Below are 15,625 nucleotides of genomic sequence, written 5' to 3' on the forward strand. Positions count from 1 at the left end.
CGCCAGGGGCGGAGCGTCGCTAGACTGCCAGCAGTGACACGGGGTGCCGCGACCGCGGCTGAGAACAGACCCGTCGAACCTGATCTAGTTAGCACTAGCGAAGGGATGTCGCATGAGCGATCTTCTGCGTCCAGCGTCCGCCTCCACCGTCCTCGAGCGTCTCGAACCTGGGGTCGCAGCGCCCCGCGTGCTCAGCATCGCGGGCAGCGACCCCTCCGGAGGCGCCGGCATCCAGGCGGATCTCAAGTCGATCGCCGCGAACGGCGGCTACGGCATGGCGGTGATCACCGCCCTGACCGCGCAGAACACCTGCGGCGTGCGCGGCGTGCACGTGCCGCCGCCCGAGTTCCTCCGCGCGCAACTGGAGGCGATCTCCGACGACATCGTCGTCGATGCGGTGAAGATCGGGATGCTGGCCAGCGCGGAGGTCATCGGCGTGGTCGCCGGCTGGCTCGACGCAGTCCGCCCGCCTGTCGTCGTCCTCGACCCGGTGATGGTGGCCACGAGCGGTGACCGCCTGCTCGACGCCGATGCGGAGACGGCGCTCGCCGCCCTCCTGACACGCGCGCACATCGTGACGCCGAACCTCGCCGAGCTCGCAGTGCTGGCAGGCCGACCGGTCACCGGCTGGACCGACGCGCTGGACGCGGCCGAGGAGCTGTCGGCCCGAATCGGCGCCACCATCCTCGTCAAGGGCGGACATCTCGACGCGGACCAGACGCCGGACGCGCTCGTCGACGCGGCGAAGGGCGTCCGCCGGGAGTTCGGCGGCGCCCGGATCGTCACCGGGAACACGCACGGCACCGGATGCTCGCTGTCCGCGGCGCTGACCACTCGCCTCGCACTCGGCGAGGACCCGGCGGATGCCGTCGCTGCCACCCGCTCCTGGCTGCGCGAGTCGCTGCGCGCCGGCGCAGGGCTGATGGTCGGCCAGGGGCACGGACCGGTCAGCCACTTCGCGGGCATGTGGTCGCGCGGGGGCGTCGACACCCGGCCCGCGCCCGAGTCGATCGCGCATGACTGGTGGCAGCACATCTCCGGCATCCGATCCGGCATCGACGAGCTGCCGTTCGTCCGCGCACTCGCCGACGGCACGCTGCACCGGGAGCCGTTCCTGTTCTACCTCGGGCAGGACGCACTGTACCTCCGCGAGTACGCGCGGGTGCTGGCCGAGGCGGCGCGTCTCGCGCCCACCTCGGCCGAGCAGTCGTTCTGGGCGAACGCGGCGCACGGCTCGATCGCCGGAGAGCTCGAGCTGCACTCGTCGTGGCTCGGACCCGGCGACGGCGCGACGTTCGCCGCGGAGCCCTCGGCTGCGACCACGGCCTACCTCGATCACCTGCGCTCCGTGGCGTTCGGCGGCGACCACGCCGAGCTCATCGCGGCGATCCTGCCGTGCTTCTGGCTCTACACCGACCTCGGGCGGCGCCTGCATGCGGGGGAGTTCGGGGAGTACGCGCGTCAGGCCGAGCATCCGTACGCCTCCTGGCTCACCACGTACGCCGATCCGGTGTTCGAGGAGGCGACCGAGCGGGCGATCGAGTTCGTGACGCAGGCGGCCGCAGCGGCGGATCCCGCGCTGCGGGAGCGCATGCTGCGGGCCTTCGAGACCTCCAGCGCTCACGAGCTCGCGTTCTTCGCGATCGTGCCCTGAGCTCCGGTGTTACGCGCGTGATTTGCGGATGCCGTCGCGCCCGCGCTATCGTCGCGGCATGCCTTCGGCCGCCACCGCGACACTGACGCTCGTTCCGAGCGTCATCGCTGTGCACCGACGCCGCGGCGGCCGCCGACTCTAGGCGACCCTGCGCTCCTGCCTGCACATGCACGGCGGTCGAGAGCCGGTGTCGCCGCCCCGGCCCCCGACCCCTTGCCTGCCGAGAAGCGAGAGCTTGTCGAAAAGCATGACCGTTAAGGTAGAAGCATGACGTACACCGTCGCCGTCTCCGGCGCATCCGGCTATGCGGGCGGCGAGATTCTGCGCCTCCTCGCCGATCACCCCGACATCGAGATCCGCACCGTCACGGCGCATTCGAACGCGGGACAGCCGCTCATCGAGCACCAGCCGCACCTGCGCTCGCTCGCCCACCTCACCCTGCAGGACACGACTCCCGAGATCCTCTCCGGCCACGACATCGTGTTCCTCGCACTGCCGCATGGCCAGTCCGGGCAGTACACCGACGCGCTCGGCTCCGTTCCGCTGATCATCGACGCGGGCGCTGACCACCGGCTCACCTCGAAGGACTCGTGGGACGCCTTCTACGGCGGGGTCTTCCACGACCCGTGGACCTACGGCGTGCCCGAGCTGATCGTCGAAGGGACGAAGCAGCGCGAGCACCTCCGCGGCGCCACGCGCATCGCCGCCCCCGGGTGCAATGCCTCGACTGTGAGCCTCAGCCTGGTGCCGGGTGTCGCCGCAGGGGTCATCGATCCCGCGGACATCGTGAGCGTCCTCGCGGTCGGCCCTTCGGGTGCGGGCAAGAGCCTGAAGCCGAATCTGCTCGCCAGTGAGATCCTCGGCAGCGCCAACCCGTACGCGGTCGGCGGCACGCACCGGCACATCCCCGAGATCCGCCAGGCGCTCGGCGCGGCCCTTCGACGGGCTCAGGGCTGGGACGCCGACGGCATCCGCATCTCGTTCACCCCTGTGCTGGTGCCGATGTCACGCGGCATCCTCGCCACCTCCTCCGCCCCGATCGTCGACGGCGTGAGCGACGCGCAGATCCGCGACGCCTGGCAGGACGCATACGGCGACGAGACCTTCGTGCAGATGCTGCCGGAGGGGCACTTCCCGCGCACCGCCGACGTGATCGGCGCCAACACGGCGCTGATCGGCCTCGCCATCGACCGCGCCGCGAACCGCGTCACCGTCGTCACCGCTGTCGACAACCTCGTCAAGGGCACCGCGGGAGCCGCCATCCAGTCCATGAACATCGCGCTGGGTCTGCCAGAGGCCCGCGCCCTCTCAGTGAACGGAGTCGCGCCGTGAGCGTCACCGCACCCGCAGGATTCGAGGCGGCAGGCGTCGCCGCCGGCCTGAAGTCCACAGGCAAGCCCGATGTGGCCGTCGTCGTCAACCGCGGCCCCCGAAAGGTCGGCGCCGCGGTCTTCACCAGCAACAGGGCGAAGGCGAACCCGATCATCTGGTCGCAGCAGGCCGTCGCCGACCGCATCGTGGAGGCCGTCGTCCTCAACTCGGGCGGCGCGAACTGCTTCACAGGCAGCTTCGGGTTCCAGACCACGCACCAGACCGCGGAGAAGGCGGCCGAGCTCCTCGGCGTCAGCGCCGGCGACGTGCTGATCTGCTCGACCGGGCTGATCGGCGTCGGCGACGAGGTCTTCCGCGGCAAGGTGCTCGCGGGCACCGAGCAGGCGATCGCCGAGCTCAGCGCCGACGGGGGAGAGCGCGCGGCGCAGGCGATCATGACCACGGACACGGTGGCCAAGACGGCCGTCGTCAGTCGCGACGGATGGACGATCGGCGGTATGGCGAAGGGCGCGGGGATGCTCGCGCCGGGGCTTGCGACCATGCTCGTCGTCATCACGACGGATGCCGTCCTCGAGCCGCTCGAGGCGGACGCGGCGCTCCGCGGCGCGACGGGGCGGACGTTCGACCGGCTCGACTCCGACGGCTGCATGTCGACCAACGACCAGGTCACCCTGCTCGCCAACGGCGCCTCCGGGATCGTGCCGGATCTCGACGAGTTCGCGGCAGCGCTGGCGGAGCTCTGCCAGGAGCTGGCGGTGAAGCTGCAGGGCGACGCGGAGGGCGCGAGCCATGACATCACGATCGAGGTGCAGCACGCGGCATCCGAGGCCGACGCCGTCGAGGTGGGCCGCTCGGTCGCGCGCAACAACCTCTTCAAGGCCGCGATCTTCGGCAACGACCCGAACTGGGGTCGGGTGCTGGCTGCGATCGGCACCACCGCCGCCCAGTTCGACCCCTATGACGTCGACGTCTGGATGAACGGCGTGCGCGTGTGCAGCGAGGGCGGGCCCGATCGCCCGCGCGACGAGGTCGACCTGACCCCGCGGGCCACGCACCTGGTCATCGACCTGAAGGTGGGCGACGCCACCGCGACGATCCTCACCAACGACCTCACCCACGACTACGTGCACGAGAACAGTGCGTACGCCTCATGACCGACATCCAGGACACCACGCCCGACGTCGCGGCCGTCAAGGCGGGCACGCTCATCGAGTCGCTGCCGTGGCTGAAGAAGTTCCGCGACCAGATCGTCGTCGTCAAGTACGGCGGGAACGCGATGGTCTCCGACGAGCTGCAGGAGGCGTTCGCGCAGGACATCGCGTACCTACGCTATGTCGGCGTGCTGCCGGTCGTCGTGCACGGCGGCGGCCCGCAGATCTCCGACATGCTGCAGCGGCTGGAGATCCCGAGCGAGTTCAAGGGCGGCTACCGGGTCACCAACACCGAGGCGATCGGCGTGGTGCGCATGGTGCTCACCGGCCAGGTGAACCCGCAGCTGGTGTCGAAGATCAACTCCCACGGTCCCATCGCGACGGGGCTCAGCGGCGAGGACGCCGGACTCTTCGGCGGACGCCGCCGCGGGGTCATGATCGACGGCGAGGAGATCGACCTCGGACGCGTCGGCGACGTCGTCGAGGTCGACCCGACGCCTGTGCTCGACCACCTCGCCGCAGGGCGGGTGCCCGTGGTCTCCAGCATCGCGCCGGATCTCGACCACCCCGGGCAGTCTCTCAACGTCAACGCGGATGCCGCGGCCGCGGCTCTCGCGGTGGCGCTGAACGCCAGCAAGCTGGTCATCCTCACCGACGTGCCAGGGCTCTACGCCGACTGGCCGAACCGCGACTCTCTCGTGTCGCACCTCACCTCGGACGCGCTGATCGAGATGCTGCCGGGCCTGGAGTCCGGCATGATCCCGAAGATGCGGGCATGCCTCGACGCGGTCGAGGGCGGCGTGGACGCCGCGGCGATCATCGACGGACGGGTGCCGCACTCGGTGCTCGTCGAGCTCTTCACCAGCAAGGGAATCGGAACAGAAGTGGTCATGGGAAGCACGGAGTCGAAAGCATGAGCAACTGGCAGGATGACGCGGCGAGCCACCTGGTCCTGAACGCGGGACCGCGCCTGGCGATGCTGGTCCGCGGCGAAGGCTCCTACCTCTGGGACTCTGAGGGAAGGCGCCACCTCGACTTCCTCGCGGGGATCGCGGTGACCTCGCTCGGGCACGCGCACCCCGTGTTCGTCGACGCCGTCTCGAGGCAGGCCGCGACCCTCGCACACGTGTCGAACTACTTCGCGACCCCGCCGCAGCTCGCCCTCGCTGCACGCCTCAAGCGGCTCGCGGGTGCCGGCATCGACGGTCGTGTGTTCTTCTCGAACTCCGGCGCCGAGGCGAACGAGGCGGCGTTCAAGCTGGCCCGCCTGCACGGCGGCACGGAGAAGCCCCGCATCATCGCTCTGGAGAACGGCTTCCACGGTCGCACCATGGGCTCGCTCGCCATGACCGCGAAGGCCTCGATGCGTGCGCCGTTCGAGCCGATGCCCGGCGGGGTCGAGCACATCCCGGCGACGATCGACGCGCTGGAGCAGGCCATCGACGACCGCGTCGCCGCCGTCATCGTCGAGCCGATCCAGGGCGAGGCCGGCGTCGTCGAGCTGCCGGACGGCTACCTCGCGGCCGCTCGGGCGCTCACCCTCGCACACGGCGCGCTGCTCATCGTCGACGAGATCCAGACAGGGGCGGGTCGCACCGGCGCCTGGTTCGGTTTCAGCCACGAGGGCATCACGCCCGACGCCATCACCCTCGCGAAGGGGATCGGCGGTGGCTTCCCGATCGGGGCGCTCGTCACCTACGGCGCAGCGAGCGCGCTCTTCACGCCCGGATCCCACGGCTCGACGTTCGGCGGGAACCCGCTGGCGACCGCGGTCGCCGACGCGGTGCTCGCGGAGATCGAGCGCGCGGGGCTGGTCGACAACGCCGCCCGTCGCGGCACCGAGCTGCAGGAGATCATCTCCGGCCTCGACTCGCCGCTGATCGCCGGCGTCCGCGGACGCGGCCTCCTGATCGGCGTCGCACTGTCCGCACCCGTGGCGGGAGATGTGGTCTCCGCGGCGCAGGAGCGCGGCCTCATCATCAACGCCGCGAACCCCGAGACCGTCCGCATCGCGCCGGCTCTCAACATCGGCGACGCCGAGCTGGCCGAGTTCCGCGAGCTGTTCGCCGCCGCGCTCGCCGATGTCGCCGCATCCCTCACCACCTCCGGAAAGGCCTGAACCGTGACCCGCCACCTGCTGCGTGACGACGACCTCACCCCCGCCGAGCAGGCGGAGATCATCGACCTCGCGATCGAGCTGAAGAAGGACCGCTGGGCGAACAAGGCCCTGGCCGGGCCGCAGACGGTCGCCGTGATCTTCGACAAGTCCTCGACCCGCACCCGCGTCTCGTTCGCGGTCGGCATCGCGGATCTCGGTGGATCGCCGCTCATCATCTCGACGGCGAACAGTCAGCTCGGCGGCAAGGAGACCCCGTCAGACACCGCGCGGGTGCTCGAGCGCCAAGTGGCCGCCATCGTCTGGCGCACCTATGCGCAGGCGGGGCTCGAGGAGATGGCCGCCGGCACCCGGGTGCCGGTCATCAACGCGCTCTCCGACGACTTCCACCCCTGCCAACTGCTCGCGGACCTGCTCACGATCCGCGAGCACAAGGGCGAGCTGAAGGGCCTGACGCTGACATTCTTCGGCGACGCGCAGAGCAACATGGCGCACTCGTACGCGCTCGCGGGAGTCACCGCGGGCATGCACGTGCGGATGGCGTCTCCTGCGGAGTACGCGCCCAGGGCCGACGTGGTCGAGGCGGCCGACCGCCGCGCGGCCGAGACCGGCGGCTCCATCACGCTCTACACCGACCCGGTCGAGGCGGCGGCCGGCGCCGACGTCATCGTCACCGACACCTGGGTGTCGATGGGCAAGGAGGAGGAGAAGATCGCGCGCATCCGCGATCTCGGCGGCTACAAGGTGACGCCGGAGACGATGACCCTCGCCGACTCCGAGGCGATCTTCATCCACTGCCTGCCCGCAGACCGCGGCTACGAGGTCGACTCCGAGGTCATCGACGGCCCGCAGAGCGTGGTCTGGGACGAGGCGGAGAATCGCCTGCATGCGCAGAAGGCTCTGCTGATCTGGCTGCTCGAGAAGAACGGGCAGGTCGCGTGATGACCGACTCGAAGAGCGACGGCACGAACGAGGGCGCGCTCTGGGGCGCCCGCTTCGCCAGCGGACCCTCTGCGGAGCTCGCCGAACTCAGCCGCTCGACGCACTTCGACTGGATCCTCGCGCCCTACGACATCGCGGGCTCGCACGCGCACGCCAAGGCGCTCGCCGCGGCGGGATACCTCGAGGCCGACGAGGAGGCCAGGATGCACGAGGGACTGGAGGCCGTCGCGCGCAAGGTCGCCGACGGGACCATCGTCCCGCTCCCCTCGGACGAGGACGTGCACGGCGCACTCGAGCAGGCGCTGATCGCCGAGCTCGGGTCGGAGCTGGGCGGACGCCTGCGGGCAGGTCGCAGCCGGAACGACCAGATCGCCACGCTCGTGCGGATGTACCTGATCGACCACGCCCGCGTGATCGCCCGTGACATCCTCCGCGTGGTCGACGCGCTGGTCGCCCAGGCCGAGGCGCACCCCGACGCGATCCTGCCGGGGCGCACGCACCTGCAGCACGCGCAGCCCGTGCTGCTCGCCCACCACCTGCTCGCGCACGGCTGGCCGCTGGTGCGGGAGCTCGAGCGCCTGGTCGACTGGCGCCGGCGCGCCGGCGTCTCGCCGTACGGCGGGGGAGCGCTCGCGGGGTCGACCCTCGGTCTGGACCCGGCGCTGGTCGCTGCGGAGCTGGGTCTCGACCGTCCGGCGGAGAACTCGCTGGACGGCACGTCGGCCCGCGACGTGGTCGCCGAGTTCGCGTTCGTCACCGCGATGACCGGCGTCGATCTGTCTCGCCTCGCGGAGGAGATCATCCTCTGGAACACCCGCGAGTTCGGCTTCGTCACGCTGCACGACAGCTACTCGACCGGGTCGAGCATCATGCCGCAGAAGAAGAATCCCGACATCGCGGAGCTCGCCCGCGGCAAGTCGGGTCGCCTGATCGGCAACCTGTCGGGTCTCATGGCGACGCTCAAGGGACTCCCGCTCGCGTACAACCGCGATCTGCAGGAGGACAAGGAGCCGGTCTTCGACTCGGTCCAGACCCTCGAGGTCGTCCTCCCCGCGTTCGCGGGCATGATCGCCACGCTGCGGTTCGACACGCAGCGCATGGCGGCGCTCGCGCCGCAGGGCTTCTCGCTCGCTACGGATGTCGCCGAATGGCTGGTCAAGCGCCGGGTGCCGTTCCGTGACGCCCACGAGGTCTCCGGTGCGCTGGTCCGGGCGTGCGAGGAGCAGGGGATCGGCCTGGAGGACGCATCCGACGAGCTGCTGCTCTCGGTCTCGGATCATCTGGTGCCCGAGGTCCGCGAGGTCCTCACGATCGAGGGCTCGGTGGCTTCGCGCACCGGTGCCGGCGGCACGGCTCCCGTTCGCGTCGCCGAGCAGCGCGCCGAGCTCGTCGCCAGGGCGCAGGCCGCGGCGCACGCCCTCGGTCTCTAGGCGGCGATGACGATTCGCGGAGGTCGTGACGATTCACGGAGGTTCTCGTGAGTCGTCTCCGTGATCCGTCATCGTCTCCGTGATCCGTCATGGTGAATCCGTGAATCATCAGCGGATCAGTCGGAGCCGGCGCAGGGCGCCGAGAAGGGCCGCCTGCACAGTCGGCCAGTGATGGACGATCTGCGCATAGTCGAACCTAAGGGTCTCGTAGCCGAGTGCGGATGCCGCGGCATCCCGCGCCAGATCGCGATGGCGATGCTCGGGCTTCCCATGATTGTCTTCACCGTCTGCTTCCAGGATCAGTCGCCCGGCGATCACGAAATCGACTCTCCCCACCCCATCGATCTCGACCTGACAGTCCAGTCGGATCCCGAGTACGTGCAAGCGCAGCCTCAGAAGCGATTCGAGTCCGCTGTCGGCATCCGCGCGGGCGAGATCGACGAGCCAGCGTGCCGTTCTCGGCAGCGCAGCGCGGATCCGCATTCGTGTCGCCCTGGTGATCTTCCCGAGTCGCCAAGCAGATTCGAACGCGGCGAAGAAGGCCTCGTCGCCTGCACACCGACGCAGATGGAGCAGGGCTGTGTCGATCGTCACCGACCCGAGCGGCGGTTCGCCCGAGTAGTAGTGCGACGTGCACGTGCACGTCGCGTGCCGGAGTGGGTGCTGCTTCGGTCCCAGCCATACGTGCGGACCGTCAGCCGCGGGCAGCACCCAGATCCTGTGACGGCGCAGCACGCTCGCGCAGCTGAGGGCTCCGCCGTGCTCGATGGCCGCCTTCACCTCGGAGCTGAGCGAAGCAGTGGCGAACACGCCACCGCGGATACGCTCTATGGATCCGCCCCTGACCTGCGCGGCGAGCGACTGCCGGGTGAACCCGAGTCCCTGCAGGGTGGAGCCTCGGGCGATCCCGCCGAGTCTGTCGATGGTGTCCTTGGCTGAGAGCATGCGAACAACCGTGCCGCATCGGTCCACCGGAACGGTGCTCGAAAGCGCGGCTGTGGACGGATTCTTGTGAACTGGTGAATGTGCAGAGCGAGTGACGACGACGACGAACCGATGAGTTCATGACGATCAGCGGAGGATCAGTTGCCATTCCTCCGTGAATCGTCACCGGCTCCGTGAATCGTCATCGACCGTCCTCAGTGCAGGGCCGCGTCCGCCGCGCTCCGCTCCCACCGCGTGAACCGCACGGTGAGCCCGGCGCGGGTGGGAGCGGCCAGGAACGGGCCGGCGGATGCCTCGGCGTCGCCGTCGAACGGAGCCACCCGCACCAGCCGCCATTCGCCTTCGTCGGCGCGGGCGCGCACGATGAGTGCATCCGGCCAGCGGCTCACGCGCACGGTGATCTCGCTGCCGTGCCATTCGTCGACCCACCCGACGGACCAGTCCGAGTTCCGGTCGGTGACGACGGCGCCCAGCCCGAGATGACCGTCGGCGTACTCGACGCCCGCCTTGACCCAGCGCTCCTCGTCGATCCGCACGAAGGCGCCGGCCTGATCGAACTGGCCGTCCCAGGGTGCGCGGAACGAGACCTCGATCGCCTCTCCGACGGCGAGAGGTGCGAGGAGGGCATGCTCGGTGTCGTGCACGAAGCCGTAGGCGGTCCGACGCCACGCGTCGCTTCCCTCGGCGGCGGTGACATCGAGATGGCCGTCTGCGGAGAGTGCGACGGGAGCGTGGGTCCAGGCGCCTTCGGTCCAGGCGATGATGTTCGATTCAGGCATGACACTCAGAGTATAGACAGATAGGGCATAAATCTAGAGTTATTCGTGATATGGTTATGTTCATGGTCATCGCAGTGCTCGCCGACATCGTGGGGTCCCGCAGGCTCGACGATCGCTCGGCCGCGCAGCAGGTGCTGGACGAGACCATCGCCGCCGTCGAGATCGACCTCCCGCTCGCGGTGCAGCCTCTGACGCCCACCGTCGGAGACGAGCAGCAGGGCGTCTACCGGGACCTCGGCGACGCGATGATCTCCCTGCTGATGATCCAGCTCAGACTGCCCGACGGCATCGCCTTCCGGTTCGGGATCGGGATCGGCGAGGTCAGGGCGGTCAGTTCCGTGCACGGGGAGCTCGCCGACGGGCCAGGCTGGTACGCCGCACGCGCCGCGATCGAGACGGTGCACGACCGCGAGGGTCGCGCCGTGCCGCGCACGCGCACATGGATTGTCGGCGCCCCGGGGCAGGATGAGGTCATGGAGCACACGATCGCGGCATCCAACGCCTATCTCCTCGTGCGCGACGAACTCGTCGGCGCCATGAACGAGCGCGAGCGGCGCCTCACCTACGGCCGCCTGATCGGACGATCGCAGCAGGAGCTCGCGATCGGGGAGGGCATCTCTCAGCCCAGCGTGTCCAAGTCGCTGAAGCGCGCGGGGACAGCGGCGATCCTCGAAGGCGTCGCAGCCCTGCGGGAGGAGTCGCGATGATCGTCGCCGGATTCCTCCTGCTCGCCGTCGGCGCCGCCGATCTCGTGCGTCAGTTCGCGCCCCGCCGCTGGATCGGCCACCTCGCCGTCGCCATCATCCTGCTGCTGCTCGGCAGCGTGAGTGACGCGCTGCTGCCGATGATCGCCGCACTCGTGGTCGGCGCGCTCTGGATCTGGTGCATGCCCGACGACAGGGTGGCGCCACTGGGCTTCTGGCCCGCCGTCCTGCTCGGAGTCGCCAGCATCGGCGCCGTGGTCTGGATCGGCTCTCGCGCCGAAGCCGGCCTGATCGGCGAGGTGTGGAGCCTGCGCTCGCCCTTCGGCGACGTCTCCTTCGATCTCGCGATGCTCGTGCTCGGCGCATCCGTGTTCCTCCTCGAGTCCTCGAACCTGGTGGTGCGCGCCGCCCTCGACGGCGAGCACACCTGGCGGCCGATCGACGTGAACCTCGCTGCGGCGGTCGCGCCGGGCGTCGCCGCGGCGGGTGACGATGCGGCGAAGGCCGCCGACCCGGCCTTCGTCGCGGATGCCGCAGCAACGGCCCCCGACCGGCGCAACGGCTTCAAGGGCGGCCGCCTGATCGGCCCTCTCGAGCGGATGCTCGTGCTGATCCTGACCCTCGCGGCGGCGTATCCGGTGCTCGCCGCGATGCTGGCGGCGAAGGGCATCGTCCGGTTCCCGGAGATCTCGCGCGACGGCGAGACCGGTGCTCGTGCCGAGTACTTCCTCGTGGGCAGCCTGGTCAGCTGGGTGATCGCGCTGGGCGCGGCCTTCCTGGTCTGGTGGGCGGCGCACAGCTGACCCGCCTGCCGCTGATAGCCTTGAGCGCGTGTCAAATCCCGCTCTGACGACCGCGGCCCCTGCGATCGATCCCACGTTCGAGAACGTGTGGGACGAACTCGTATGGCGCGGCCTCGTCCACGTGTCCACCGACCAGGAGGCGCTGCGCGCCCTGCTCGCGGGAGACCCCATCACGTATTACTGCGGATTCGACCCGACGGCTCCCAGCCTGCACCTCGGAAACCTGGTGCAGCTGCTCACCCTGCGTCGCATCCAGCTCGCCGGGCACAAGCCGCTAGGTCTCGTCGGCGGCTCGACCGGACTCATCGGCGATCCCCGCCCGACGGCGGAGCGCACGCTGAACACCCGCGAGACCGTCGAGGACTGGGTCGGTCGCCTGCGCGCCCAGGTCGAGCGCTACCTCAGCTTCGACGGCGACAACGCCGCGCGCATCGTGAACAACCTCGACTGGACGGCGCCGCTGTCGGCGATCGACTTCCTGCGCGAGATCGGAAAGTACTACCGGGTCGGCACGATGCTGAAGAAGGACGCGGTCGCCGCGCGCCTGAACTCCGACGAGGGCATCAGCTACACCGAGTTCAGCTACCAGATCCTGCAGGGGATGGACTTCCTCGAGCTCTACCGCCAGTACGACTGCGTCCTGCAGACCGGCGGCAGCGACCAGTGGGGCAACCTCACCAGCGGCACGGACCTCATCCGGCGCGCCGAGGGGGTCTCCGCACACGCGATCGGCACCCCGCTGATCACGAACAGCGACGGCACGAAGTTCGGCAAGAGCGAGGGCAACGCGATCTGGCTGGATGCCGACATGTGCAGCCCGTACCGCATGTACCAGTTCTGGCTCAGCACGACGGACGACGACGTGATCGAGCGGCTGAAGGTGTTCACGTTCCTCAGCAGGGCCGAGATCGAGGAGTACGCGGCCCTGGTCGAGACGGAGCCGTTCCGTCGCGCCGCGCAGAAGCGACTCGCACTCGAGGTCGTCGCGACCGTGCACGGCATCGATGCGACCGCGGCCGTGATCGCGGCATCCGAGGCGCTGTTCGGGCAGGGCGATCTGACCGCGCTCGACGCGTCGACGCTGCGGACCGCGCTGGAGGAGCTTCCGAACGCGACCGTCGCCGCGGGGACGTCCGTCGTCGAGGCGCTGGTCGCGACCGAGCTGGTGTCGAGCCTGTCCGAGGCCCGGCGTGCGATCGGCCAGGGAGGCGTCTCGCTCGACGGCGACAAGGTCGACGACGAGGCAGCACTGGTGCAGGGTTCGCTGCCCGGGGGAGTCTCCGTGCTCCGTCGCGGCAAGAAGACCCTCGCCGGCGTCTTCATCGGCTGAGCCCTCAGAGCGGATGCCGTTCACCCCGAGTCACGCGCTGATCGCGCTCCCGTTCGTGCGCACGCCGCTCGTACCCGCGGCGATCGCGATCGGCGCGATGACTCCGGACCTGCCGCTGTTCGTGCGCGGCGCGGGCGTGGACTACTCGTTCACCCACACCTATGCGAACATCGCGTGGACCGCGCTGCTCGCCTTCGGCCTGTTTCTCGTCTGGCGGGTCGTGCTGCGGCCGGCGGCACTCGAGCTCGCGCCACTCCGGCTGGCGCGACGCCTCCCCGCGGACTGGGCGACGAGTGGACTCGCTGCTCTGCGCCGGGCCGTCGGCATCGGTGCCGGCCCGATCTTCCCGCTGCTGCTCGCGGTCTCGCTCCTGCTCGGCGTGGTGTCGCACATCGTCTGGGACTCGTTCACGCACGAGGGTCGATGGGGCGTCGAGGTGCTGCCTGCGCTCGACTCCATGTGGGGTCCGCTGACCGGGTTCAAGTGGCTGCAGCACGGCTCCAGCATCGGCGGCCTCGCCATCATCGGCGTGTGGGCGGTCGTGCGTCTGGCGGGGACCTCCCCGCGGTCGGACGTCACGCGGGCGCTGCCGGCCGGCATCCGCATCGCCTGGTGGGTCTCGCTGCCGGTCATCCTGCTGACGGCATGGGCGGTGGGCCTCGCCGCGTACGGTCCGTTCACCGATGGGTTCACGCCGCAGCACCTCGGCTACCGGGTGCTGCCACCGGCGTGCGCGGTGTGGGGAGCCCTCACCCTCGGGCTCTGCCTGGTGCTGCCGCCGTTCCGGCACCGTCACCAGCGCGGCTGATCCGCGCCCCACGGCCGCGGTGCGCGGAACTCGAGCCCCGGCAGGGCGGGGCGGGCTGTGGTCAGCGTCCGCGACCCGACCCGGAACGTCGCGATATGCGGCGCAGGATCGATGTCGATCTCGGTATCCGGCTGCGAACGACGCGGCATCCCGAGGAGCTCGGCGGCGATCCGCCGCAGGGAGGTGCTGACGTGCCATGTGCCGCCCTCGCGGCTGCGCCGGTCGAGCAGTCGGACCACGGATGCCGCGAGCAGATAGCCCGCGCTGTGATCGAGAGCCTGCGCCGGAAGCACGCCGGGGCGTTCGCCGTCGGGGGATTCGACGAGCGCTATGCCGGATTCAGCCTGGACCAGGCTGTCGAAGCCTGCACGGTCCGGATGCTCCACGCCCCACGCGCTGAGCTGGGCGATCACGAGACCGGGATGCCGTTCGGCGATCGTCGCGGGATCGAGACCGAGACGGCCGAGTGCGGCGGGGCGATAGCCGAGCACGACCGCATCCGCGCGGTCGAGGAGCTCGTGCATGACGGGGGAGCGCGCGTCGAGCACCGCTGAGCGCTTGCCGTGTCCGGTGTCGAGGTGCTGCCATTCGGGCTCGGGCGGCTCGGGCGGATCTATGCGCAGCACGTCCGCGCCGAGCAGGGCGAGGGTGCGCGTGCAGACGGGGCCGGCGATCACGCGGGTGAGGTCGAGCACGCGGAAGCCGGTGAGCGGAAGGCCGGCCTGCAACGGGCGCGTCGACTCCGCGCGAGTCGCCTCGATGCGCTGCACTCCCAGCAGGGGAGTCGTGCGGAGCGCCGCGTCGTGAGCGTCGTCCTCGGGGGCGACCGTCACCGCGAGACCGCCCGTCGCCGTGATCGCGGTGATCGCCTCGGCGGAGGTGCGCTCGGCGAGTGCGGCGCGCACGAGCTCGGGATCGCCCGTCACTCCCAGCGCAGCGAGAAGCCCTCGCGCATGATGCGGGTAGTTGCCGTGCGTGCGCACCCAGCCGTCGCGGCTGCGCCAGAACCCGGAGAGGGGCGACCAGACGTCGGGCGCGGCTGCCCCGATCGTCAGAAGTCGGTCGCTGCGATACGAGAGTGCGATGCGAGACGGATCTGGCGCGACGCGGATGCCGGCGGCGAGTGCCGCCGCCGAGACGCTGGCGGAAGCCAGCTCTCCGACCGCGAGTCGTGAAGGCAGTGGCACCCTGCGGTCCGCGACGCTGCCAGGGGGAACGGAATCGTCGTCGCCGGCGAGCTCACTCCAGACGCGCTCGAGAAGGATCGCTGCGGGCCCGATGCGCGACGTCGATGGCATGCTGCGATCGTACGCCCGGGCGCAGCTGGGGGCGATTTGCCCACTGGACTGGGAGAAACCTTCTGTGCGCCGTCACGACACGCCCGGGTGGGGTGGCTCGATTTGCCAGAACCCCTGGATCCGCGTAACTTATTACTTGTTCGCCCCACAGGGAAGCGGAGAAGCCGAGAGCTTCACCCCCCTCAAGCGGAGAACCACCTCCCGATCCCTCACTTGTGAGAACAGACGCGTGCGTCTAGGATGGGAGATCCACCCCTTCTGCGGCTGTCTTCAGCTGCGCAGCGGATCTCAGATTCGCATGGCGCGCCGATTTGACAAGCGAGACAGGGTGGC

The 15,625-nt window shown here is 70.0% G+C and carries 14 protein-coding genes and 1 riboswitch; of the genes, 11 read left to right on the forward strand and 3 right to left on the reverse strand.

Annotated elements, in window-relative coordinates:
* Positions 1–29: 29 nt before the first annotated feature.
* Positions 30–123, forward strand: a riboswitch (TPP riboswitch).
* The 7 genes from IPV10_RS12590 to argH all read left to right on the forward strand — a co-directional run bounded on the left by IPV10_RS12590 (position 113) and on the right by argH (position 8,625).
* A complete protein-coding gene (locus IPV10_RS12590) occupies positions 113–1,654 on the forward strand; it encodes a bifunctional hydroxymethylpyrimidine kinase/phosphomethylpyrimidine kinase (protein WP_207484391.1) in 1,542 nt (513 codons plus the stop codon). It overlaps the preceding riboswitch by 11 nt.
* Before the next feature lie 267 nt (positions 1,655–1,921).
* Positions 1,922–2,986: an N-acetyl-gamma-glutamyl-phosphate reductase gene (argC, locus tag IPV10_RS12595; RefSeq protein WP_207484393.1), complete on the forward strand. Its 1,065-nt coding sequence runs from the start codon at positions 1,922–1,924 to the stop codon at positions 2,984–2,986.
* The gene (gene argJ / locus IPV10_RS12600) at positions 2,983–4,140 is read left to right on the forward strand and encodes a bifunctional glutamate N-acetyltransferase/amino-acid acetyltransferase ArgJ (protein WP_207484395.1); all 1,158 of its coding nucleotides are present in this window, start codon (positions 2,983–2,985) and stop codon (positions 4,138–4,140) included. The genes argC and argJ overlap by 4 nt, the downstream gene beginning before the upstream one ends.
* Positions 4,137–5,054, forward strand: coding sequence for an acetylglutamate kinase (argB, locus tag IPV10_RS12605; protein WP_207484397.1), 918 nt, complete (start codon positions 4,137–4,139; stop codon positions 5,052–5,054). The genes argJ and argB overlap by 4 nt, the downstream gene beginning before the upstream one ends.
* On the forward strand, positions 5,051–6,256 hold the full coding sequence (locus tag IPV10_RS12610) for an acetylornithine transaminase (RefSeq protein ID WP_207484399.1): 1,206 nt from the start codon (positions 5,051–5,053) through the stop codon (positions 6,254–6,256). The genes argB and IPV10_RS12610 overlap by 4 nt, the downstream gene beginning before the upstream one ends.
* A 3-nt stretch (positions 6,257–6,259) precedes the next feature.
* Positions 6,260–7,195 (forward strand): ornithine carbamoyltransferase, encoded by a 936-nt coding sequence (gene argF, locus IPV10_RS12615; RefSeq protein ID WP_207484401.1) that lies wholly within the window; start codon positions 6,260–6,262, stop codon positions 7,193–7,195.
* Positions 7,195–8,625 (forward strand): argininosuccinate lyase, encoded by a 1,431-nt coding sequence (gene argH / locus IPV10_RS12620; protein ID WP_207484403.1) that lies wholly within the window; start codon positions 7,195–7,197, stop codon positions 8,623–8,625. Before argF ends, argH begins: the two co-directional genes overlap by 1 nt.
* Before the next feature lie 108 nt (positions 8,626–8,733).
* Here the strand turns inward: argH and IPV10_RS12625 are convergent, their stop codons facing one another.
* Both IPV10_RS12625 and IPV10_RS12630 read right to left on the reverse strand, forming a co-directional pair.
* Entirely contained in the window at positions 8,734–9,570 is an 837-nt protein-coding gene (locus IPV10_RS12625) for an endonuclease domain-containing protein (RefSeq protein WP_207484405.1), read from the reverse strand.
* Between the two features lie 194 nt (positions 9,571–9,764).
* Positions 9,765–10,349, reverse strand: coding sequence for a DUF1349 domain-containing protein (locus IPV10_RS12630; RefSeq protein WP_207484406.1), 585 nt, complete (start codon positions 10,347–10,349; stop codon positions 9,765–9,767).
* Between the two features lie 62 nt (positions 10,350–10,411).
* Here IPV10_RS12630 and IPV10_RS12635 point away from each other — a divergent pair, with 62 nt between their 5' ends.
* From IPV10_RS12635 to IPV10_RS12650, 4 genes are read left to right on the forward strand one after another with little or no spacing between them, the layout of a single operon-like run.
* The gene (locus tag IPV10_RS12635) at positions 10,412–11,056 is read left to right on the forward strand and encodes a SatD family protein (protein WP_207484407.1); all 645 of its coding nucleotides are present in this window, start codon (positions 10,412–10,414) and stop codon (positions 11,054–11,056) included.
* Positions 11,053–11,856 (forward strand): hypothetical protein, encoded by an 804-nt coding sequence (locus tag IPV10_RS12640; protein ID WP_207484408.1) that lies wholly within the window; start codon positions 11,053–11,055, stop codon positions 11,854–11,856. The genes IPV10_RS12635 and IPV10_RS12640 overlap by 4 nt, the downstream gene beginning before the upstream one ends.
* A gap of 28 nt (positions 11,857–11,884) precedes the next feature.
* Positions 11,885–13,186: a tyrosine--tRNA ligase gene (gene tyrS / locus IPV10_RS12645; protein ID WP_207484409.1), complete on the forward strand. Its 1,302-nt coding sequence runs from the start codon at positions 11,885–11,887 to the stop codon at positions 13,184–13,186.
* Between the two features lie 13 nt (positions 13,187–13,199).
* Entirely contained in the window at positions 13,200–13,994 is a 795-nt protein-coding gene (locus tag IPV10_RS12650) for a DUF4184 family protein (RefSeq protein WP_207484410.1), read from the forward strand.
* Here IPV10_RS12650 and IPV10_RS12655 read toward each other — a convergent pair.
* The gene (locus tag IPV10_RS12655; RefSeq protein WP_242684939.1) at positions 13,979–15,292 is read right to left on the reverse strand and encodes a CoA transferase; all 1,314 of its coding nucleotides are present in this window, start codon (positions 15,290–15,292) and stop codon (positions 13,979–13,981) included. The genes IPV10_RS12650 and IPV10_RS12655 overlap by 16 nt on opposite strands.
* Positions 15,293–15,625: the final 333 nt, after the last annotated feature.

The sequence above is a fragment of the Microbacterium sp. SD291 genome, from assembly GCF_017355365.1.
Classification (GTDB): domain Bacteria; phylum Actinomycetota; class Actinomycetes; order Actinomycetales; family Microbacteriaceae; genus Microbacterium.